At 50.5% G+C, this 23,379-nt stretch carries 14 protein-coding genes and 3 pseudogenes; 3 read left to right on the top strand and 14 right to left on the bottom strand.

The window, feature by feature from the left end:
• Both V5E99_RS29945 and V5E99_RS29940 read right to left on the bottom strand, forming a co-directional pair.
• Positions 1 to 347: pseudogene (locus V5E99_RS29945) on the bottom strand (hypothetical protein); the annotation flags it as partial.
• Between the two features lie 297 nt (positions 348 to 644).
• Positions 645 to 1,376 (bottom strand): annotated as a pseudogene (locus tag V5E99_RS29940) (IS5 family transposase); the annotation flags it as partial.
• Positions 1,377 to 1,518: 142 nt separating this feature from the next.
• On the opposite strand from V5E99_RS29940, the gene V5E99_RS29935 reads away from it, so the two are divergent.
• Positions 1,519 to 1,956 carry a response regulator gene (locus V5E99_RS29935; protein WP_499806086.1) on the top strand — a complete coding sequence of 146 codons (438 nt, stop codon included), beginning with the start codon at positions 1,519 to 1,521 and terminating at the stop codon, positions 1,954 to 1,956.
• A gap of 47 nt (positions 1,957 to 2,003) precedes the next feature.
• The gene (locus V5E99_RS29930; protein WP_499806085.1) at positions 2,004 to 3,662 is read left to right on the top strand and encodes a carboxylesterase/lipase family protein; all 1,659 of its coding nucleotides are present in this window, start codon (positions 2,004 to 2,006) and stop codon (positions 3,660 to 3,662) included.
• A 23-nt stretch (positions 3,663 to 3,685) separates the two neighbouring features.
• Here the strand turns inward: V5E99_RS29930 and V5E99_RS29925 are convergent, their stop codons facing one another.
• Genes V5E99_RS29925 through V5E99_RS29880 form a run of 10 tightly spaced genes read right to left on the bottom strand, consistent with a single transcriptional unit; the run spans position 3,686 to position 15,468 of the window.
• Entirely contained in the window at positions 3,686 to 5,497 is a 1,812-nt protein-coding gene (locus V5E99_RS29925) for a glycosyltransferase family 2 protein (protein ID WP_499806084.1), read from the bottom strand.
• Between the two features lie 3 nt (positions 5,498 to 5,500).
• Positions 5,501 to 6,655, bottom strand: coding sequence for an acyltransferase family protein (locus tag V5E99_RS29920; RefSeq protein ID WP_499806083.1), 1,155 nt, complete (start codon positions 6,653 to 6,655; stop codon positions 5,501 to 5,503).
• 34 nt (positions 6,656 to 6,689) lie between these two features.
• Positions 6,690 to 7,115, bottom strand: a complete 426-nt coding sequence (locus V5E99_RS29915; RefSeq protein WP_499806082.1) for an ATP-binding protein — start codon at positions 7,113 to 7,115, stop codon at positions 6,690 to 6,692.
• 3 nt (positions 7,116 to 7,118) lie between these two features.
• The gene (locus V5E99_RS29910; RefSeq protein ID WP_499806081.1) at positions 7,119 to 7,457 is read right to left on the bottom strand and encodes an STAS domain-containing protein; all 339 of its coding nucleotides are present in this window, start codon (positions 7,455 to 7,457) and stop codon (positions 7,119 to 7,121) included.
• A 1-nt stretch (position 7,458) separates the two neighbouring features.
• Positions 7,459 to 8,682 carry a SpoIIE family protein phosphatase gene (locus V5E99_RS29905; RefSeq protein WP_499806080.1) on the bottom strand — a complete coding sequence of 408 codons (1,224 nt, stop codon included), beginning with the start codon at positions 8,680 to 8,682 and terminating at the stop codon, positions 7,459 to 7,461.
• A 5-nt stretch (positions 8,683 to 8,687) separates the two neighbouring features.
• Complete coding sequence (locus V5E99_RS29900; protein WP_499806079.1) at positions 8,688 to 10,610, bottom strand: glycoside hydrolase family 3 protein; 1,923 nt, start codon at positions 10,608 to 10,610, stop codon at positions 8,688 to 8,690.
• Positions 10,611 to 10,622: 12 nt separating this feature from the next.
• Positions 10,623 to 12,059: a hypothetical protein gene (locus tag V5E99_RS29895; protein WP_499806078.1), complete on the bottom strand. Its 1,437-nt coding sequence runs from the start codon at positions 12,057 to 12,059 to the stop codon at positions 10,623 to 10,625.
• Positions 12,060 to 12,094: 35 nt separating this feature from the next.
• Entirely contained in the window at positions 12,095 to 13,432 is a 1,338-nt protein-coding gene (locus V5E99_RS29890; RefSeq protein WP_499806077.1) for a DUF3131 domain-containing protein, read from the bottom strand.
• On the bottom strand, positions 13,429 to 15,108 hold the full coding sequence (locus V5E99_RS29885; protein ID WP_499806076.1) for a DUF3131 domain-containing protein: 1,680 nt from the start codon (positions 15,106 to 15,108) through the stop codon (positions 13,429 to 13,431). Before V5E99_RS29885 ends, V5E99_RS29890 begins: the two co-directional genes overlap by 4 nt.
• A gap of 18 nt (positions 15,109 to 15,126) precedes the next feature.
• The gene (locus V5E99_RS29880; RefSeq protein WP_499806075.1) at positions 15,127 to 15,468 is read right to left on the bottom strand and encodes an Hpt domain-containing protein; all 342 of its coding nucleotides are present in this window, start codon (positions 15,466 to 15,468) and stop codon (positions 15,127 to 15,129) included.
• A 675-nt stretch (positions 15,469 to 16,143) separates the two neighbouring features.
• Here V5E99_RS29880 and V5E99_RS29875 point away from each other — a divergent pair.
• Positions 16,144 to 20,787, top strand: a complete 4,644-nt coding sequence (locus V5E99_RS29875) for a PAS domain S-box protein (RefSeq protein WP_499806073.1) — start codon at positions 16,144 to 16,146, stop codon at positions 20,785 to 20,787.
• A 605-nt stretch (positions 20,788 to 21,392) separates the two neighbouring features.
• Here the strand turns inward: V5E99_RS29875 and V5E99_RS29870 are convergent.
• Both V5E99_RS29870 and V5E99_RS29865 read right to left on the bottom strand, forming a co-directional pair.
• Positions 21,393 to 21,841 (bottom strand): annotated as a pseudogene (locus tag V5E99_RS29870) (IS30 family transposase); the annotation flags it as partial.
• Positions 21,842 to 22,277: 436 nt separating this feature from the next.
• Entirely contained in the window at positions 22,278 to 23,258 is a 981-nt protein-coding gene (locus V5E99_RS29865; RefSeq protein WP_499806072.1) for an IS5 family transposase, read from the bottom strand.
• Between the last annotated feature and the right edge of the window lie 121 nt (positions 23,259 to 23,379).

Raw genomic sequence — 23,379 nt, 5'->3', positions numbered from 1 at the left:
CTAGCAGTTGCGTATACATTGCGATCTACGAAAGCCTGGTTGAACACGTGAAGGTTCGGTTGCTGCCCCTTCCAGGAGGCACCATCGAATTCAGTGCTGAAGGGAGGTGACCCGGCCCCGGGACGGAATCGGAAATGGACTTTCTGAGAGGTCAGTGCGCCAATTGTTTTGCGGTCGATCAGATCCTGAGCGTCGAAGGTAGAACACGCCAGCAGGATCGATGACAGCGTCGACTTTCCACGGGCGTTATCAGCGTAAATAAGGCTGACTTTTTCCAGATCTATAGGCTTTGTGATCCCCTTTTTGATGACACCGATGTTATCGATACAGACGATTCTCTCAAGCATGCGAATCCGATCCCCTACGACTGTCCCTATTTTTAGCGTTCCACGATGGCTAAAGCATCAGTGGCATAATGCCGGCCTGAGCAATGTAACCTAACCGCCGGACGCTTTGAGCTTATGTACACGACATTTGCTAATCCAAAGACCGATGAGCAGCTGTGCGAGGTAACCCCGGGCCAACTCGGTATCAGTACCTTCGCGCATTTCCGTCGGTGGCGAGCCTGTATTAGCTGGAGATGTCTACTGCGCTGGGGCAGTCCATCTATGGCAGGGAGGTGTCTACGAACCCCGGGGCGATTCAGTGCTGCGCCCGGCGGCATCCTGCCAGATGACTTTGCGTCCCGCATGTTCTTCGCGCTTCTCAACGCCGGTATAGTCCGCATCTGCGCAGACCACGTTCTCGGTGCCGTGTAGCAGTTTGTCAACTTGGGTTACATCCGCGACGTTGGCCGCAGTGACCACCACGCTGTGCACCAGCCCTGACTCATAGTCGACACCAATGTGAGCTTTTGCACCGAAGTAAAACTGGTTACCTTTCTTGGTTTGATACATCTCAGGGTCGCGTTTGCCGTCCTTGTTCTTGGTCGAACTGGGCGCATGAATCAGCGTGGCATCGACGATGGTGCCTTGTCGCAGCGACAAGCAACGGTCGCTCAGATAGCCATTGATCACGCCGAGAATACCAGCGGCCAACTCGTGCTTTCCAGCAGGCGACGGAAGTTGAGGATGGTTGTTTCATCTGGGATCCGCTCTAGGCTCAGACCGAAAACTGGCGCAAGATCGTCGTCTCGTACAACGCTTCCTCCATCGCAGGATCGCTGTAACCGAGCCAGTTCTGCATGAGATGAACCCGCAGCATCGCCATCAAAGGATAGGCCGGACGACCACCTTCCCCCTTCGAGTAATGAGGTTCGATCAGGGCAATCAACCCTTCCAGGGTACGACCCGATCCATCTCGATCAGGAACAATTTCTTGCGGGTCTGCTTGCGCTTACCGGCGTGCTCGGCATCGGCGAAGGTCATTTGCTTCATTGAAAAGCTCGGCGATTGGTGTCCGGAGACTTTGCCAAATCAGGAAGTCTTTTTCAGGGTTTCCTAAAATGCTTCCTTCATACCATCCAGAGGCAATCTACACTTCAGGCGTCGGCATCTTGCAGCCTAACAACCACACTAAATGGACATTTCAATCACTCTGGACTCGGTGAAAAAAATTATGACAAAAGACACTACGATCTCGCACGCGCCAAAAATATTAAGCATTGATGATGACGAAACCATCCGAGCCATAATCCACACTGTATTAACTTCCCTTTCAGGCTATGAAGTGGTTTGTGCCTCCTCCGGCCAACAGGCACTTTCAATACTAAACGACTACACTCCTGATTTAATTTTACTTGATTCGGTCATACCAGGCATGGACGGGCTGGAGATACTGACACACCTGAAATCCGACCCTGAAACCCGAAACATTCCCGTCGTTATTCTCACAGCCACCACCACTGCCGAGCGAATGCTAGAGTTCACCGCATCCGGGGCTGCCGGCATCATCCATAAACCATTCGACCCCATGTTGTTACCTTTTGAGGTCGGACGTTATTTGAACGTTATCTAGCCCTTCACGCACAAGTGCAAGTCCCCCTAGAGAAAGGATCTCAACCCATGAAACTGACACGCCGACAGCTCAACGAACTGCTCATTGCGACGCCAGCCCTACTGGCAGCGGCGGTCAATGTCAATGCCAGTCCAGGTCCAACCAACACAGTGTCCAAACTCATTATCCCCGGCCCTTCGGTGAAGGTGAGTGAGGGACATTACACAGGCTACATCAAGAATGGCATTCACACCTTTAAAGGTATCCCCTATGCCGCGCCTCTGACCGCTGAAAGCCGCTTCGGGGATGCCAAAGAGCCGAACAACTTTGCTGAAGCGCGTCCGGCGATAGTCTATGGCCCCAGCTGCCCTCAAGCCGAACGTGAGGACTGGAAATACAAACGAATTGCCTTCCTGTTTGACTGGGACGAAGGCTATCAACAGGAAGACTGCCTTAACCTCAATATCTGGACACCCTCCTTGTCAACTGACCGTCGTCCGGTAATGGTCTGGATACATGGTGGTAATTTTGAGGCAGGCTCCAGTCACGAATTACCCGCTTATGACGGAGAGCAACTCTCCCGTAGTGGCGATGTCGTGATCGTCTCGATAAATCACAGAATCGGTGTACTGGGGCATCTCAATGTTCAAGAACTGCTTGGGGATCAATATGAACAGTCCGCCAATGTGGGCATGACCGATCTGGTTCTCGCTCTGCGGTGGATAAGCAACAACATTCAAAACTTTGGTGGTGACTCAAATAACATCACATTGTTCGGCCAATCCGGTGGTGGATTTAAAATCAGCACCCTGATGTCAATGCCAAGCGCAAAGGGGCTTTTCCACAAAGCGATTATTCAAAGTGGCTCACGCGAGCACCTTGGCACTCCCGCTGACAGCCGCATCGTCAGCCAAGCAGTGTTCGACGCGCTGAATCTCACGCGCAGCAATGCCACTACGCTTTTAAAAATTCCTGTCCGCGAATTGATACAAGCGGGGAAAATGGCCCAGCAGACACTCACGCAGGGAACACCGCGTGAAATCAAAGAACGCTATCGCTGGCAACCGATGGTAGACGGCGAACTCATACTGGGGCATCCGCTGGAAAAGAAGGCATTCCAGATATCCGACACTATTCCGCTGCTGCTGGGTACCACTCAGCACGAATGGAACCCGGCCACTGGCGATGCACGCATGGCATCAATGGGCTGGCAAGGGGTGGAGGATTACTTGAAACCCCGCTACGGCAACAACACTGCAGGCCTGGTAGCACAATATGTCAAAAGCAACCCGAACGCCCGCCCGATCGAAGTGTTGTCTTTGATTCTCAGTCCTCGTACAAGTGTGGTCAAACAGGCGAATGCCAAATACTCGTCCGGTAGTGCCCCCGTCTATATGTACTGGTTCGGCTGGTGCCCCCCCCTTTTCGAGGGGGCTCCCTTGGCCTACCACGGGATAGAACTGCCGTTCGTTTTTGACAACATCGACCGGGCAATCAACATGACTGGAGGCGGCGCAGAAGCTAACAGCCTCGCCGCCCGAACAAGCATGGCATGGGTCGCATTTGCCCGGCACGGACATCCATCCTACCCTGGGATTCCTTACTGGAACGCGTATACACCTTCAAAGGGCGAAACGATGATCATTGACCGGCTATTCGAACTGAAAGACGACCCGGACCGTGAAGGGCGACTTGCCTTGGAAAAGGCGAACCGCTCAACTCATTAAGCGGTTCTCCGTACGGGACTACATCACGTTTCGATATCAAAGATGGCGGTACGCAGTATCGGAAACAGCGCCATCACATTGCTCAACCCCCAGAAGGTGTTACACACAATTCCCAGCAATGTGTAGCCGCCAATGGCATGTTGATAGGCAAAGACGGAATAGGCAATGCCGCCTAAGGTTAACAACACAATAATAAGGTGAGGCCAGACCAGCCGGAAATGTCTTCCGGCTTGCCGATCTTTAGGGGTGACATGAAACTTAACCTGTTCACCTTTTAGCACTGAGAAGAGAGCCTGCAAGTTTACATAAAAGAATGACAGATAACTGGAGCGGGATTGGTAGCTGGGAACCCCCCAGGTTCCCAACAGCATTGCGAACTCAAGCGTTACTAGAAACGGCAGGAAATGTGCAAAAAAATCAATACTGATGGATGAAACTGGCGAGAGAGCAGTAAAAAAATACAAGATTGGCGCAATAAGGAATAGCACGTTCCAAATGCCGCCGAGATAAGAGTAATAAGTCACCGCGTACATTAACTTTTGTCTAAGCTTCAAGCCTTTCTTGAATAGGAAGTTATCGTGAAGAAAGATATCCAGTGAGCCGCCCGCATACTTGTAACGCTGTACCGTCCAGCTCAGTAGATCCTGCGGTGATAGCATCTTGGACTCCACCTGCGGGTGCAGCACTGAATGCCATTCTCGATCTTGGTCAGCGTGTAACACCAATGAAGTATAAATATCTTCAGACACATGCAGCTTGTAAGGGGTGAATTCCGTGTTCAACACCGTTTCGCCACGCATGGCATCAAGTACTATGTCCGAAACTTGCGTGGCTCTGGTTCGTCTTTTCAGAGCTTTGACGGACTGCGCCAGTGTACTAGTTACCTCTGAACCGTAGTTTTTCAAGGCGGTTTCCATAATGGCTTCACGTCGATGAATCGAACCCGCCCCGCAGCAAAATACCGCGTTTGCCCAATTTCTGCGCCGCAGGATGATGTCATAGAACATCTGTGGGTCGTTCGCCAACGGGTCATGGCCAATAAGCAACGGACCGATGACCTTCTCAATTGCTTTTCCGAAAAGTCGCCCGACTGAACCCAAGTAACGACTAAGGTAGCATGGCAAGGATTGGCCTTTCGGAATGTCATAGAACCACTGAGGAGTCTGGACCCAGGCAACACGCGGATCCCGAAAGTAGCCCAGCGTGTGCTCCAGTATTGTAGGAAATGGACGAGTATCTGCATCGCATATCACGATGAAGTCGCCATTGGTCATGAGCATCGCATGCCTTAGATTACCAGCCTTAAAACCCGCATTGTCCTCACGGGATATGTAGTGAACATTCTCTTCATCTGCGACCGCACGCATCTCCTCTCGGCGGCCGTCATCAAGCACATAAATGGTCGTAGTGATGTGGTGGGGGTATTGGATTTTTTTTGCGTCCTGTAACCCTAGCCGAACTAATTCGGGAGACTCGTTGTACGTCGTAAAGAAAATATCGACGGCCACTGGCCGATCCCCTTCAAATTCCGGGTCGCATTCATGCATCCGGTGGGGCGGTGCATCGCTCGGCGTATCCTCTGTTCGCCATAGATTGAACACAAACAGCACGAGACCGATGAAAGCCAGCGTCTCTGCAACGACCAAGGGAATGGCCAACCATAAAGCATCCAGGTTCAATGAGTACGCCCAACGCCAATAAAGGTAGCGAACACCAAGTATAAGCGCCAAGGATACACAAATCTGCCAGAGCACCTCACGCACTGCCGAGTAAGGCAATGGTTCCGGCGGTTGCCTATTTTCAAACTTAGAAAAGTAGAAATCGTTCTTGCTCACCCCTTAACCTCTCGGACTCTTGATGGCCGACATGATTCTATGAAACAGCGGAATAGGGCCGACCCCCACCGTCCACGCTGTATAACGGGACTTTGAAATGAGATAGACAGTTGTAAAGGCCATCGGCAAAACAAACAGGTACTTAGCGATTACGATGTGCAGAGGGCTCCAGTCGGCGGAGTATTCTCGTGTAAAAATATCAAAAAAGTCGATGAATACCGGGTGTATTAGATAGACCCCGTAAGTAAATTTTGCAAGAAAGCTATAGCGCGGCGACCAATCCCTGTATTGGTTCAGCAAGAACATTGTAAACACGATGATCGGCATTGCCAGGAAGCCTAGAAGTGCCCCACCTTGGGTGTCGACCCAGCGCCCAGCATAAACTGAGCTAAGGACATATAGAACCTTAGTCGCGTAGATAATCGCACCCAGCGCCAACAGATAATAAAACAGGGTTTGGCAATCACGTTTCTCCAGGCCGCGGTTCCAGATGCCGTACAAACCAAACGCAACAAGTCCATAACTCGTGTACCCCAGAATTTTGAAGAACCGAACCAAGTAGTCTCGAAGTAGAGGGTCACTGACATTGCCCCAAAGCCACGCCTGACACCAGTCCATCACATACAATAATGGAACTGCGCCAAGCATAAGCAGAGGGTATTTTGTCGCCGCGCGCATCGCCGGATAAATAAGAACTAACCCGAACATAGTCGGCAAGAAGTGCAGTTGATACTGTGCATCACCTAAAACAATGTAGCCGACCCACGACATCGGATCACTTAATTCTGCCCATATTGCAGGGGCATAGCCAAAATCACTGGCCTTGAACAACTTAAAAAATGCATAAAACAGGCTCCAGACAATCAGCGGCGCGATCAAGCGTTGAACCTGTATTTTCAGTATTTCCACATAACCTGGATCACGCCGTTCAATCTTCATCGCTAGTAGAAACAGGGAAAACAATAAGAATATTTCTGAGCTTGAGATGGTAGCAATGGATCGTAATAGCGCGGGGCCAATCTGCTCAAGAACAGGGTAACCGGTATAGGGGCCACCATTCGTATCGGTCGAGGAGTGAATCATGATGACACCACACGCCGCATAAAATCGGTTTGCGTCAAGCCAGATTAACCGATTTCCACCAGACTTCTCCGTCATTATTGTATTGCTCCTTCCAATTATAACATCAGGCCTACCTCGATACAGCATTGCTGAACGTTATTACTGTGACGTTCCGCCCCCCAAGACGTCGGAAGTTGACGGTAGAAGCCAGCGAATTAACAATAAATAGGCCGCGACCACTTTCTTTGTCAGCAGACGGAAGCACAGGCCGGAAGTGCTCTCGACCTTTCCCGAAGTGTTCATATAGCGTCGGCTGTCCTGGATCGACAAAAATCAAAGTTATGCTTTTTTTACTAAACTTTAAACTTATCTGCACAGACTGTTTTCCAAGGCTGACCAGGGCATGATTGACAATATTCGCCATCACTTCCCCGGCCACCAGTTCTATCTCGAACCTCAACGTTTCTGGCACCGTCGAATCTAGTACACTCTGCACCCAATTACAGACCGTACGAATTTTCTCAGAACCCGCCTCGACACTGAGTTTCCAATGCATGAGCTATCCCCTCATTGTATTCAGCGCCGCTTCGACTGTAGGGGAAATCGAGAAAATACTATCCAAACGGGTTAATTTTAGTGTTTTGAGTACATTTTTATCAAGACCACAGAGCCATAAGTCTCCCAGGGGCATGACGCGTTTTAATATTGAAACCAGAACCCCCAGGCCACTCGAGTCGATAAAAAGAACACGACCCATATTAAATACAATACGACCATTGGCAGAAGTAAGGCGCGCAATCACCTGTTTGTGAACGTCAGGGGCGTTGATCGCGTCCAAACGTGCATCCTCCATATTAACCATCAGAATCCCATCTTCAAGGGTTGTCACCGTGATCATGCTATAGCCCTCGGTAATTAAATATCAGCAATGAAATATCGTCATCGAGACTTCCCTTCTCCGTCCACCTCCTGAGTTCTTTATTCAAAAAACAGGAAAGTGACTCCGCGTCTTGCCTCGTGTAATTCTGCATCAGGGTTTGAAAACGCTTATCGCCAAAGGCCTCACCAGATGGGCTTATCGCATCAGTGATCCCATCTGAGTGAACAATCAATCTATTCTCTGGCAAGAACGCAACACGTTCAGTCCGGTAGTCAAATGTGTCGAGCATGCCGACAGGAAAACCCCCTTGCCCTAGCCGTAGGGCAAGGCCGCTGGCATTCAATAACAGGGGGCATGGGTGCCCGGCCAGGCAGTAAGTCAACACATTGGAGGACGGGTCAAACACACCGCAGATCATGGTGAAATAACTCCAGCTGTCAGGGGAGCTGCTGCAAAAGCGTTTGTTCAAATCGGTGGCCAATATATCCGGTGCAAAATGACCTGGGATTGGCGTGGACACTCGTGAGTAGAAATAGTCCCGATCGATAATATGCATGATCGTCGCGGCCATCAGAGCTGCCCGGACACCATGGCCTGCTGCATCTGCGGCATAAAAGCCGATGCAACTTCCGGGCAATTCGAAGAAGTTATAAGCATCCCCCGATACATACTGTGAAGGTACAAACATATGATCCACCGCATAGAAGGCAGAATGTAGTGGCTTATCTGGCAGAAACGCATGCTGTGCCTGGCCTGCGGCCAACAAGTCTTCTCGGAGGGTGTCATTGATCGCCCGCAACGTCTGGGCCTGCCTGATCAGCTCGCCGTGATAGTCCACAATGCGTTTGGCTACGTTCATGCGCACCGACAATAACGTGGGGAGAATCGGCTTGAACATAAAATCATCGGCACCGGCAACCAGTCCCTCCTCATATGCACCATCCGAATGCCGCGCAGTCATAAGAACAATATAAACATACTGATCAATACCTGCGGCCCGGATACGTCGGGTCAGTTCGAGTCCATCCAGCCCAGGCATTTCTATATCACACACCAGAATGGACGCTTTGCATTGTGTCAGTCTTTCAAAGACCCCTTCACTTCCCGTGCAGCCGATACTGCGGAACCCCAACCGGTTTAACAAAACGCAAATGTAGTCCACTTGAATATCATCGTCATCAACAACCAACACCAAGTCGGATTGACTGGCGCTGCCATTTGGTATTGCGCCCCCCAAATGCATAGTTATTACTCCGAGCCGAAATGCAAGCCAAATCCCCTGCGGAATAAAGGATCCGCCTGAGATGTAGATACGCTCGGCCAATCAAATGATAACTTCCCGGTGATTGGATAATTGACAGCACTGTGTTGATTCCTCATTATTACATCGGCAATTCCGCCACCCTCGGTGCCCGGTAGCCATGCTGCAACAAAAGCGTCAGCCTTCTTGAGGAGCGGCGTTACCCATAGGGGGCGCCCAGATAGCAGGACCACCACAACAGGGACCTTACGTGCTCGATAGTCATCAACAACAGATTCCAGGATCTTGACACCAGGTAAACGCTCATAAGATAAGTCGGGCACATCGCCCTTCATTTCTGCATAGGGCTTCTCAGCCACGACCACAACGGCATAGTCAACCGGACCTTGAGTGTCTCTCGCAGACCGATACTCGACCGAACCACCTGCTGCTGCAGAGGCGGCCTGTATCCCCTTAAGAATCGATTCTGCGTTGGGGAAATTTTCGTTGTGTCCGATGCCTCCTTGCCAAGTTAAGGTCCAGCCGCCGCTTTGATAACCAATATCATCAGCCGCCGGCCCCACCACATGTATTCGAGCATTAGCTTTCATGGGCAACACGTCTTTATCGTTCTTCAACAACACGAGGCTTTCCCTGACTGCTCGACGCGCCAAGGCCCGATGCTCGGGCAAAGCCAACAGGCTCGCGTCGCCAACCCGGGTTTGCTCCGAAGGCATGGGGCGCTCGAATAACCCAGCCCGAAACTTCAATCTCAAGACCCGTGTCACCGCATCGTTGATGCGGTCAATGGATATTTCACCCTGCTTGACTTGTGCAACAGTGTTATTGAAAAGCGCATGCCAACCGTCAGACACCATCAGCACATCAACGCCCGCTTTAATCACTGTGGCGCAACTTGTTTTTGAGCAGCCAGGCACTTGTGTGTGACCATTCCAGTCACCCACGACCACACCGTCGAAACCCATACGCGTCTTGAGAATGTCAGTAAGAAAGTATCGGGATGCATGCATCTTGACACCTTCCCAACTTGAGTAAGAGACCATAACGGATAAAACACCGGCCTTTAAGGCCGCCTTAAAACCCGGTATCTGGGTTTGAATGAGTTCGTCCTCTGTTGCCTGAGTGCGGCCTTGATCTATTCCGTCTTGCGTTGCCCCATCGCCAATAAAATGTTTGGCCGTAGCAACAACATGACCGGGGGTCATAAAATCTTTTCCGAGTTCCCCTTGGTAGCCAGATACTGCGCGCTCGGCATAACGGCTTATCAATTTAGGATCACTCGAAAACCCTTCATAAGTGCGGCCCCACCTGTAGTTCTGTACTACCGCTAAGGTTGGAGCGAAGTTCCAACTTTGACCAGCCACCCCGAACGTTTGTGCTGTAGCGCTAGCGATATGGTAGATCAGCTCCGGGTTATTGGCAGCGCCCAGCCCTATGTTGTGCGGATAAATGATTGCTCCGACAAACTTGTTCTGGCCGTGCACTGCATCAGATCCCCAGAGAATGGGCACATAACTCCCTGGACGTTGTTTGACGAATCCATAAACGGAGTCGGCATAGCTGACCCACTCATTCAAAGGTATAGGCGTGTATCCGCGTGGCGTCGAATCCCCACCATTCAGAATGGAACCGATCGGGTAGCGGACCAACTCGTCGGGCTTGAAAAAAGGAAGTTCAACCATCAGCATTTGTCCGACTTTTTCTTCAACCGTCATACCTGCGAGCAGTCGTTGGATGGCCGCCTCCATGATAGGATCATTGGGAAAAGGCGACTTCAAGGCCGGCCATTTATCCGGATGTACCGTTTGATTTTCGTTCACGGCGGCATGCGCGAAGGTCAGCGAAAGCATCGAGACAACAACAGCTACTGTCTGCCATTTTCTCGCTCGTCGGGGACTGAAAAATACCATTTTATTATTCCATTAATTGAATTGATACTGCAGGGTAATTGTTCCATTTCTCAGCCCCGTCGCGGCGCTTTTATCGCTATTCCACCACCAACGCCCTTCGGAATAATTGCTGTAACTAATTGAAAAATTACTTTTAAATTGATAATTAAAACTGAATGTATAATCGGGATCCCAGGATTGCTGTTGCCCAGACACAGGATAACCAATTGCTGATAGATATATCTTTAAGGGCGCAACTGTCGCTGGACTGAATGAGCAATTCAACCCCACCGATACTTTACCTGTTTTAGTTTCCGTAACAGTCTGATACTTCGGTGAAAAACCAGCCGATGTGGTGCAACGAAGTTGCTCAATGAAAGGGATATGTTGGCCCACCGCGTTAACAGTCTGATTGGGCAAACTGTAATTTACCCGAAAGTTGCCGGCACTCACACCTCCCGTTCCTCCGCTATGGCCAGGAAAGCGATTCCCCGAGTAATTCGAATAGCCCAGACTGATCTTATCGCCTATTTTATATTCCAGAGCATAGGTATAGTCAGGGTCCCAGGGTTGCTGCTGTGCACTTTCGAGGTAATCATTCAAATTGGCTCGAAATGACAGCGCAGGGGTCACCTGAACAAAACACCCAAGCGACATCACCTTTTTGCCGCGTTTATCCTGATTGCTGGCATTGTCAAAATAACGAAGCGAATAACCGGAAAACAGCCCGCATGAAAACATATTGGCATTGCCATCCTTAACGTTTCGCACCGGAAAATTGGCCTCCTCCAGTGGCATGACAGAAGGCTGCTGACCCTCAACGTGAGCTATCGGTTTCTGCCGAACCTTTATCGGAGTGGCAACAGTGGGAGCCACTTTTTGTAAGACGTCGGCGTTGGCATTAGCTTTTCTAGACCGATGAACCGTGCGCTCATCGGCTACCACCACAGGCTGTACTTTCACGCTAGGAATCAAGACTTTGAGCACCTTCATCTTAGGCACAACTACAGCAGAACGCTCATCATCTGGGCTTGTCACTGTCGAGCCCGCATCGACCACCCCGGCGACCTTATACAACCAAGCAATGTATATTCCAGCGATCACGACCCCCGCGTCTTTTGCGGACTCAGCAGCTAAACCACCCGGCCCTACTTCGATTTCGGATAGATCGGGTTTGATAATGGTACAACCTTTCTGTTTTCTACAGACTACATGAAACACGTTGCTGTCCAGACGAACAGATGGGCTGAACGTCGCATAGCCATCCGGGGTGAATCGATAGTGCCACCCTTGTATGACGCCCGCTTGATAAGTAGACCATACCCATATACTACGCTCGTCGGTGATCTGCTCCCGAACCTCTGCACCAAAGGGAATAGAGGTATCAATGATGACGTCCCTGCTCGGCATGTCCATCTCTCCATTTGCGTCTGCGTGTTCGATCACAGCCACTAATGACGTCAGCGCCATGAGTGCACACATTACAGAACAATTATGCCAATAAATCATGGTTCGGAATGGGTTAGAAAACCGCCCAAACGGTACGCAATGGACTCCAGGATGACACCGTTGGTATTGGCTGTTTCAATATCGTTGGTTTGTCCATTTATTTCATACACTCCTTCAAACCAACCACCTTGTACCTTATTCAACTTCACCGCTCGTGCCAGCATCTGCTTTGTGTAAGGGGTGCCATACAATGCATCGTAAGCAAATACCGCCTTGGTATTCAGGGTGCGTAGATCGTCAAAGCGGTTTCCACTTTCTGAAAGTACCGCCCAGGGTTCCCCGCCGCCGAATACCGTCGAATAGACAAAGCTGGGTTTACGGTTTATATGTCCTTCACTCACCGCCGTCAGCTTGCCAGTGACTTCGTATCGCTTGGCCTGGGCCAGGTAGATCAGTTCTGAAAAAGCCCTAGAGCGAGTATCGAATCCGAACTCCAATCCATCAAGGATGTAGGGTTCGCTTGTGACATAGACCTGAGCACCATGGGTTTTGGCTTCGCGTATGTCACTAGGGACCTTAATCCCCAGTACATCGTGATACACGATATAGTCGTCAGTACGCCAGGCCTCGTAGGCATCGAAACCGCTAAAAATCATCGCTTTAGCGGCATACTCCTCATAACCTATTCGCCCTTCCTGATACCGCTGTACCGCTCCATCAGCACCTCGTGCGGCGCCTACCAACTTTCCATCCTGCAGCATTTGCCCAATGTGCCACTTAGCCAATATTCTATTGATCTGAAATCGATAATCGTCTCCATAGCCTTTAAGAATAGTGAGCGGTACCAATAGCCTAGCAATGTCTAGGGCAGACCATCCCATACCTATTTCAGTGGGATTGTTATCGTAATCGACCATTTTCAGCGTCAATGTGTTGTATGCCTTGTTTGGCAAAACGTCGTCGAACAACGGCAAACGCTCAAGACTCGTCAAGGCCTGCAGGATAATCAGTTTGAATTGTTCATCCTTGACAATACCAATCTTGTTGGCCGCTATGACAGCGAGCAAAAACGAGCCTGTATCCCACATCGTGGTTGAGTAGTATTGATTTGCGGAGTTGGCCAGTCCTGTCGCAGGAACAATATTATTTTCATAGTACCTCCAAGCGATTCTCGCCCACTCAACCTCGTCCGGCCTGAGTATTTCACTCGCAGATAACGGTACTGTTGGCTGCGTTTCAATCAGCGCTTTCGTTTGCCTCTCAGTCAGGCTCGCGGCCTGACCAGGCACGTAACCCACCCGTTCCAGATAAGTAATTAACGGAAATGAAAGCAGCAACACGCTGATGAAGACAATGCGGCTACGCGCCTTTAACAGTCCTTCCTTGAATGTCATTGACCACTCACTCCAGTACACTGCGAACCGGGGGTATTAGCGGGCTGTTCAAGCTTGAGTGACTTGACTTTCGATACATCACAATTTTGAGCAGCAGGTTCTATCTGTTGCGACGCGCAACCCGGATACCATTTTTTAGCGGGTACCGGTTCACAAAATTGATACTCATCTAACTTGAGCGTCAACACAGGTGCTGGCAGGTCGCAGCGAGTTACAACCCGGGTGCAACCGGTTTTCAACGGTCCAGCAGGAATACAGTTTTTTTCTTTAACCTCAGGAATGCCAACGCCTCTATACCAAGACTGTGGATCCGTTATAAATGTTCGTCGATCCAGTATCTGCCCCCGAGCCTTATACAGGAGCGATTCCAATATAATTCCGTTATTGTTGGCCGTTTGCAGTTCAATATATCCATTGCCGTTCTCATAGATGCCTTCATAGAATCCACCGTCCGGCGTATACAAGTCTGCAATAAGCTCAAACAATTTACCGGTATATTCAGTATCCCATAGAGCCCACATCCCAATCGCTGCCTTTGCAGCCACTGCCGCGCGTTCAGGTACGTACTCTTCTTTGGGTGATAGAATGTTCCACGGGTAACCCGAGGCATATATAGTGTCATAAACAAAATAAGGCTCACCCTTAACTTGATGCTCTGAGCGCGCCGTCAGTATTCCGGTGTTGTAGAACCGTTCCTCTTGAACTTTATAAATACGTTGTGCAAACTCTGCTTGCCAGCCATCGGTATGCAAAAACTGATCTGAGTAATCGTCGTCCGGCAAGTCCCAGTTTAACTCGATGCCGTCTAACAGATAGGACTCTGTCAGTACGTAGTTCTGTGTTTTGTAAATACGTGGATCGCGGGTGTCATAGGGCACTTTCACGCCATAAATATCAATAAAACCAAAGGGCCCCGCTTCACTGGCACCTCGCGCGTCAAAGCCCCACAACACAAAACCTTTAGCAGCATATTCCTCGTAGCCTAACCGGCCTTCCTGGTTATAAATGGTCTGGCCTTTGGAGCCGACACTAGCTCCGTATAAACGCCCTTGCGCATCAACAATATTGCAGTATTTCCAGCCCAGCATAATGCCATCAACCGAGTTGGCAAGGTACGGATACTTTTGTTTTAGAATATAAAGCCAGATCATCATCCGCCCTATATCCAGAGCAGAAAATCCAATCTCCCCCGGTGTGTTTGCATAGTTAACTTTCGCACCTGTTATGGTGTTATAGACTTTGTTTGGTAGCTCTTGCCTGAATAAATCCAGATTTTTGATAGTTCCCAAAACCTTAAATACACGGCTATCAAATTCACGTTTATCAATGATATTCAGCTCGCGCGCAGCCACCATTGCGCCTAAATAAGAGGCCGTATCCCAGATGGTAGTAGACGGATAATTCAGCACCGCATTAGCCAAGCCAGTTGAAGCCTGAGTTGAGCTCACGAAGTACTGCCAAGCGGCTTTAGCCATTGCCATTTCGCGATCGGTAAGTTCACCCTGCCTACCAGGATGTAAAGTGTTATCGCGAAACGCAACTACTAATTTTTCTGTGTCGAGTGAATGCTCTGTTTTTTCACGGACGCAAATATCACAATACCCGGTAAACAGCCAATAGACAGTCGCGATAATCGCGATGATGAAAATGATGACCAATATCCATATTTTGCGCAAACCAGCCCCCTTACCCACTCAATCACTTACTGATTCCAACACAATCAGGTCGATTTCAGACTGTAGTGTCCTCAAGTGCACTAAAAGAAGCGTAGTCGAGTCTGATCCGTCACGCAAAAAAACCAGGCTGAAATTTTCGAAAATTTCAGCTGCAGACTGCACACCTTCAAATCCAAACACTCTACTGACTCCTGCCAAGCGATGGGCAATGTTCTTCGCCTTTGCAATCGGTACTTCAAGCTCAATTGCCCCACACAAGCTCTGCTCGCAAGCGAACAGCTCAAGATTGTCATCTCTCAAGCGGTTCAAGTAACGTTTTTTAAGCTCCTCCATCACACTCTCAATTTCATCGCTGACCATCGCGCTTCCCGATCTTCAAATTGAACTCATCAGCTAGATATTGATACACGCAAACAATCGACATTGGCAACCCTTCAAGAACTTCATAAAAATTTTTAAAAAAATTGGACAGCGATTAATTTAGCGTCTATACCGAATGGTCTATATAGAATAGCTGCAGCACGTGAGGCATAAAGCCGAGCAAGCAGAGCTAAAGGTTGCGGTGCATCCTTCGACGACGAGTCGTAAGGTTCGTCATACAGCCGAATAAATTGTACAAAGCTTTTTTTGCGCCCATGAAGAAAGAGATATCGGACGCGTGGTCGCCCGAATATTTTTTTCAAGCTGACTGCCTAGCTAAGTTATCACCAATCGGTCAGACTCAAACATTGAATGAACAAGTAGCAGTTCCCTCATCAGCTCAAGCAAAAGAGGCCAGATCAAGTAGTCCGCCATGACTGAATTTATCTGCTTATTGCCATCAATAAGCGAGGGGGTGGCGACTTTTATACGTATCTGCGGCACCGTCGGAAACGCTATGAAAACAACAATCGGAGGGGCAGTTGCAAAATCGGGCGTCGAAAACCGGGCGCCCTGATGAGTTTGAAGTCCTAAAGCAGTTGGACGGGCGGGGCATTGCTTCACTTATTTGTTAACTTCGTTGTGTATTGTTTTTTTCGGGCAACAGGCGGTCTGATGATAAAAAATCTACTACGCTTTAAAATCCATCATATTTTGCTGGCAACGCTCGCCCTCGGAGTCTTCGCCTCTCTTGCAATAGCGCTGCTATTATTAAATCATAATCAAAAGGCCATACGGGAGTCGTTGGATATTGAGGCTCGTGAGTTGTCAGCGTCTCTGTTGACTCGAATCAACACCTATCAATATGGTCTGCACGCTACTAGAGGGGTCATATTGGTTGCTGGCGAGCATAATATAAGCCGTGACACCTTTAGCCACTACAGCATGACTCTAGATATAGCCAAACAGTTTCCGGGCGCTAGGGGCTTTGGCTTTATTCGTCTCGTGCATGAAGATCAAGTCGATAAGTTTCTTGTCAATTCTAGTGCGGATGGCAAGGAAGACTTTGCCATCACCGAGTTGGCCCCCCACAATGGCGACCGATATGTTGTCGAGTGCATAGAGCCCTTTGAGCCAAATGCTCAGGCAATCAGCCTTGATATTGCCTCCGAACCAAATCGTCGCGAAGCAGCTCAGGCGGCCATGCGCGATGGAGCTCCACGCCTGACCGCCCCCATTACATTGGTGCAACTGTCTGGAGAACACCAGCTGGGCTTTCTTATGTTGTTGCCGATCTACCGCACCTTTACGACGCCTACGCTCGTGGCGGATCGAGAGGCTCAAACCTTCGGCTGGAGTTATGTACCTCTGTCGATCAAAGAGGTGCTAGCCGACATGAACTTTGAAAGCTACGCACTAGACTTTGAACTCAGCGACATTAGTAACCCTTCTTCACCCATTTCCTTCTTTAAGACTAACGCCACTCCTGAGGACTTGGACCCCTCATTGGTTTCCTATGTAGAGAAGGAGGTGTTCGGCCGGCGCTGGCAATTTGTTTTAAGGCCGCAACCGATGCTGATTGAGCGACTGCACCTGCTTTCACCAACGGGCACGCTCCTAGCAGGCCTAGCGCTGAGTTTTTTATTGGCGGCACTGATCAATGTCATTGGAGTCAATCGCCAACGGCATAAACAGATTCTGGCCGAACAAGCGCGCCGCGCATCCATTGTAGATAGTTCGGCTGACGGGATTATCGCAGTGGGTATCGACGGGGTCGTGACCAGTTGGAACCAAGGAGCCACACTGATTTTCGGGTTCACCTCTATGCAAACGGTCGGTAGTCGACTCATTGATCTGCTGGTTCCTGATAACTTGATCGACGAAGAACATCACCTTATCGAGTCCATTTATCGAGGCGAACGAATCACCGGCTTCGAGACACAAAGGCTTAACCAGTTCGGCTGCTTGCTTGACGTATCTATTACTGCCGCACCCATTCTGGTGTCGTCCGACGGTATGGTTGGCGCCTCCATGACGGTTCGGGACATTTCCGTACAAAAGGCTGCACAACTTAGAATTCACGAGCTAAACTCCAACCTGGAAGTCCAAGTTGCCGATCGTACCCGCGAGCTGCGTGAACTTAACATATTGTTGAGTTGTGTGCTCCGCTCTGCCTCTGAAGTCTCGATCATTGCAACAGACGAAAACTGCATTATCCGTGTATTCAATCAGGGAGCCATACATCTACTAGGCTATCCGGCCGAAGATGTTATCGGTCACACGACACCGGTATTGTTTCATGCTAGGGAGGAGTTAGTCTCCAGGGGAGTAGAGTTGAGTGCGGATACTGGCCGACACATCGACGGATTCCGCGCGGTAGTCTTCAAAGCGGAACTTGAAGGCGCAGACACCCACGAGTGGACTTATGTGCGCAAAGATGGTTCTCGCTTTCCGGTCACCCTTGTGGTGACGCCTATGCGGGATGAGGGTAAGCATATTATCGGCTACTTGTGCATCGCCGTTGACATCACTGAGCGGAAAGTCGCCGAGAAGAAGCTTGCTGCAAGCCTAGAAACGACCCGAGCCATCCTAGAAACTGCCGTGAACCCTATGTTTACACTCAGTGCATCAGGTGTTGTGCGTTCATTCAATCCTGCCGGGGAACGCAACTTTGGATACACCAAGGAGGCAATAGTCGGAGAGCCTGTGCAGACGCTAATCGACGCGGAGAGTTGGCCGGCGCTGGCTGAACTTATCGCGCGTATTTCTCAGCCTGGCGTTACCGCTGCATTCAGTGAGAGGGAAATGACTGGGCGACGCAAGGATGGCTCGTTTTTCCCATTTCAAATGTCCATTGGCGTGATGGAGACCACAGATGGCAGCCGCTTCGTCTGCGTCATCACCGACATCTCCCTGCTACAGCAGCAGAGACGGGAACTGACGTCCGCCCGAGACCAACTATTGTTGGCAGCACACGTTGCACAACTGGGAATCTGGAGTTGGAACCTTAGCGACAACCAACTGCAGTGGAACGAGCAAATGTTTGAGCTATATGGCCTATCGCCCACACCCAATAACCAGACCCTAGACTTTGAGCTCTGGAGATCGCGTATTCATCCCCAGGACCTTGAGCGCACCACTGCCGGCCTTGCGGCTGCGGTTGAGGGTGGTGAGCCCTTCGATTGTACGTTCCGGATAGTTTGGCTAGATGGACAAGTTCGCTATATCAAGGTTAATGCTCAAGTTGAACGAAGCGCAGACGCGTTACCGCTGCGCATGATTGGAATCAATCTTGATGTCACCAGTGAACGTGAACTACAGAGACGCCTATTCGAGGCCAAGAATCAAGCCAATGAATCGAGTGCGGCCAAGTCAACATTTCTAGCAAACATGAGCCATGAAATCCGCACTCCAATGAATGCCGTGCTTGGCATGTTGTATCTGGTGCAACAGACCCCGCTCAATGACCGCCAGCGTGACTATATCAATAAGGCCCATTCGGCCGCGACCTCACTGCTGGGGTTGCTCAACGACATACTGGACTATTCGAAGATCGAGGCCGGCAAGCTGGTGCTGGATGTACATCCGTTCGAACTGGAAACTTTGTTGCGCGACCTCGCCATCGTCGTCTCGGGAAGCCAGGGCACTAAACCCGTGGAGGTACTGTTCGACCTGGACTGCAACCTACCCAGTCGTTTAATCGGCGACCAGCTACGACTGCAGCAGGTCCTGATTAATCTGGCAGGGAACGCTCTGAAGTTCACACCCCAGGGTGAAATAGTCATTAGCGTCAGACAGCTGCAACGCGCCAGTGACTCCATCCAGCTGCAAATCTCCATCTCGGACACCGGAATCGGCATCAACCCACAACAACTTAAGAATTTGTTTGAAGGGTTCATGCAGGCCGAAGTCTCGACGTCCCGCAGGTTCGGGGGGACGGGGCTTGGGTTGGTCATCTGCAAGCGCTTGGTGGCGCTCATGGGCGGGGAGTTACAAGTAGAAAGCACTTATGGGATGGGAAGTCGTTTCTGGTTCGACCTAGTCCTGGGAATCGCCGAAGTACGACCTCTGAAGGAATATTGCCTGAGGAGGGAGCGACCGTTGCGTGTACTGGTCGTCGATGACAATGACACTGCTCAGGCACTGTTGATGCGTACCGTGCAGGGGCTTGGCTGGCAGGCCGACTGCTCCTCCGACGGCTACCAGGCCGTTGAGCGTGTTCGTGAAGCAATGCTGCAGGGCCGTTGCTACGACGTTGTACTGATGGACTGGCGTATGCCCGCTCTCGATGGCTTGGGGGCCGCACAGCTTATCCAGAAAATTGAAGGGGATGTTGCTCCTCCAAAAGTCATCATGATCACGGCCTATGGAGGGGAGGTGCTGGCTAATGCATCGGAAATACACACAAAGCCCTTTGAGAGCTTTTTGACCAAGCCTGTCACCCCTCAACAATTGGCTGACGCGGTTCTGGAGGCCATCGGCGAGCTTGAACCAACGAAGATCATCCCTAACGGGAACAGACAAAAGCGTCTTAGCGGTTGGCATTTACTCGTCGTTGAGGACAACGCACTCAATCGTCAGGTAGCGGATGAGTTGCTTAGCGGTGAGGGCGCGACAGTCAAGCTGGCCGAGGGCGGCTTGGACGGAGTAAAAATGGTGCTGGAAGCGACCGAATCGTTCAGTGCTGTATTGATGGATGTACAGATGCCCGATATTGATGGGCTGGAGGCTACTCGACGAATTCGCTCGGACACGCGTTTCGCCAAGTTACCGATCCTGGCCATGACAGCTAATGCCTCCCAAGCAGATCGGGAAATCTGCCTGGCCGCAGGGATGAATGATCACATCGGTAAGCCGATCGACAAGGAAATCCTCATCACACGACTTCTCGCTCAAAAAAACGCGCCTGACTGTACGATGCCCCTAAGCGGCTTAGAAATACTTGGTACACCTAAACTCGCTGAAGGACGTGACTCTATCTTGAGACGTTTTAGCGGTAATTTTGAGCTGATCGAGCGGATACTGAAAATCTTTGAGCCCGACATTAACCTTCAGCTCGCCAAACTGGAAGATCGGCTGCGCCTGCAAGACTTCAAAGGTGCAGCCGCCATACTGCACAGTATAAAAGGAAGTGCCGGCACGATGGGCGCTGACGCGCTATCGGCACGGGCAAGTGCACTAGAGTCTCAGGCAAATCAGCCTGATGCATCGTTTCTATTCTATGGACTCACCAGCAGCACAGTGAGCGAATTAAGGCAGCTACTCTCTCACTCCTTGGTCGAACTGAAAGAGATGCTTGAGTCTCCACGCCCCTTATAGGTTTGTTGTGCGACCATCGTCTCCGCTAACTTTATGGTCTGTTTTTCGGCCTATACAGGTTTTTTGAGCGTCAAGCAGCAAGGCTCTTAAGAATCGGTGGGTACTTCAGGTCTTCCCTAGCTCCAGCGTTGGCTGCGTTCTCGCTATTAGGACGGTTACGTAATGTCGAATAAAAAAATGCGCATATTGATCGTCGAGGAGAAACTTTCCCGGATAATACACATCGAAAAGCTGTTGAATCGGCTGAATTATTATCGGATTGCTCCCGTGCAAACGTTTGAAGAACTTCTGACACTCACTGCTTGTGCGAGCGAGCCCTTTGACTTGCTAATCATGAACAAGCAGTTTTCAGTCAGGGCAAGGGTAGACGTGGAGGCGTTTTGTCGAGCAAGAACACAGATCCTTAATACACTGGTCTATGAGAGTAAAAACTCACAACACCTTGCCGCATTAGTGTATCCGAGCCAATCGGTATATGTCTGTTTGTCCCATATTCCCGATATTGGCTCGATGAAAGACTTGATGAGAATTATAGATCCACCATCTGTTTGAAAGCGCTGCCTTGGTTGCGAGAGGCTGGCGGTCTCATGGACCAAGTGCAACAGTCAGTTGATGATTTCGAGCTTTTTGCGCGCTAATAGCTGAAGGCATTCAACCATTACTTCGACCGGAAATTTCCAGCCCAGTATTTGGCGTGGCCGAGTCTTCAGCAAGTCGGCAATTTCGTCCAGTAGCTCGTAGGTGACCGGACAGCTATCTTTGCTTTTTGGCAAATACTGACGCAGCAAGACATTGGTGTTTCCATTACTCCCGCGTTGCCAGGGGCTGTGCGGATCCGCAAAGTAAATTTTAATGCCCGTGTGGGCCGTGATTTCACTGCCTTGATCATGCGTCATAGTTTTCAGCAGCGAGGCGCCATGCGCGACATCTCTCGGGTATGGCCGAGCGCGACGCTGGCAGTCGAAGCGTCGGGCTGTGCACACTCTTGAATGACCTGGGCCTCGAAGGACTTGGAGTAGGAGCGTAACCGTCCGGCCAACACATCTTCCTGCCACCCTGCGTTTGAGGCTACGGGGTCTGCCTTTGTCGATGTCAGCTACGCGGATCGAGCTTCGGCTCTAGATATATCTACGGAAGCTCTGATGGCATCAATTGCGCCTTGAGCGAGCGCCATAACCATCGTTGTACTGATTTCAATCCGGCTGATAATGTCTTCTATCCGGCCGTGTTTCCAGGCAGCACTTGCGTAAAAAGCATCTTGAGACACTTGGCGATTGCTCTCGCTTTCATAGGAACGAATCAGGTGATAGCTGTCACAATCATGCAATGAGCAGCCATAAGAAACGACATCTATGCCAGCTTCTAGGGATGCTCCGATCAACTTGCTGCGCGGCGGCGGCAAGTCGTAATTTGCACGGCACGCAGCGCTATTTGCTCAAAACGACCTGATGCAGTGCTCATCGAGGGCGTTTTTCGCCCGGTTTTCCATGTTAAGCGCGCAACTCGCCCATACCCATCAGTTGTTTTCGAGCCATCCACAGGTTCGACAGGGCGAACAATGTGGTCAACTGAGCCGTGTTTTTCATCAGCCCACGAAAGCGCACTTTCACGTACCCAAATTGGCATTTGATCACCCGAAACGGATGTTCGACCTTGGCCCGTGTCTGGGCTTTGCAGTACTCAATCTTGCGCTTGGCCTTGTAGAGCACGCTGCGTTTATTCAACTTGGAATAGGTGCTGCGGCGCGCCGCGATTTGCCAGATCACTTCACGATTTTCATGCTCTTCACGCTTCTCAACGCCGGTGTATCCGGCGTCTGCATACACTGCATTTTCTTCGCCATGCAACAGCTCGGCGACCTGTGTGACATCGGCGACGTTGGCGGCGGTGCCGTGGACGTGATGAACCAAGCCGGACTCGACATCAGCGCCAATATGGGCCTTCATTCCGAAGAAATACTGGTTACCTTTTTTGGTCTGATGCATCTCGGGGTCGCGCTTTCCCTCTTCGTTTTTAGTCGAACTGGGAGCATGAATAATAGTGGCATCGACGATAGTGCCCTGACGTAGAGACATGCCTTTGTCCTGCAAATAACCATTGATGACCGCGATGATTGCAGGTGCCAGCTGATGCTTTTCCAGTAAGTGCCGGAAATTCATGATCGTGGTGTCTTCAGGTATCGGGGCGCTCAAGGTCAAACGTGCAAACTGGCGCATGGGCGTGATTTCGTAGAGCGCTTCTTCCATGGTCGGATCGCTCAGGGAAAACCAATTCTGCAACAGATGAATACGCAGCATGGTTTCCAGAGGATAGGGTTTTCTGCCGCCACCGGCCTTGGGGTAGAACGGCTCGATCAGGCCCAGCAGACCCGTCCAGGGCACGACCTGATCCATCTCGGCGAGGAAGCGTTCGCGGCGTGTCTGCTTGCGCTTGCCGGCGTATTCGAAATCGGAAAAGCTCATCTGGCTCATGGGCGGCTCGGATCAGGTGGTCAGGCGTATTTCAGCACATTTGAAAACTTGTTCGGAGATTCCCTAGGGAAGGTCTGAAGTACCCACCGTTTTTTTGATACTCCAACCATTTGGAGTTCAA

Source organism: Janthinobacterium sp. LPB2021202312-11-4, assembly GCF_037049705.1.
Taxonomy (GTDB): Bacteria; Pseudomonadota; Gammaproteobacteria; order Pseudomonadales; family Pseudomonadaceae; genus Aquipseudomonas.
The sequence above is the reverse complement of the archived record's forward strand: the minus strand, read 5'-3'. Positions and strand labels throughout refer to the sequence as shown.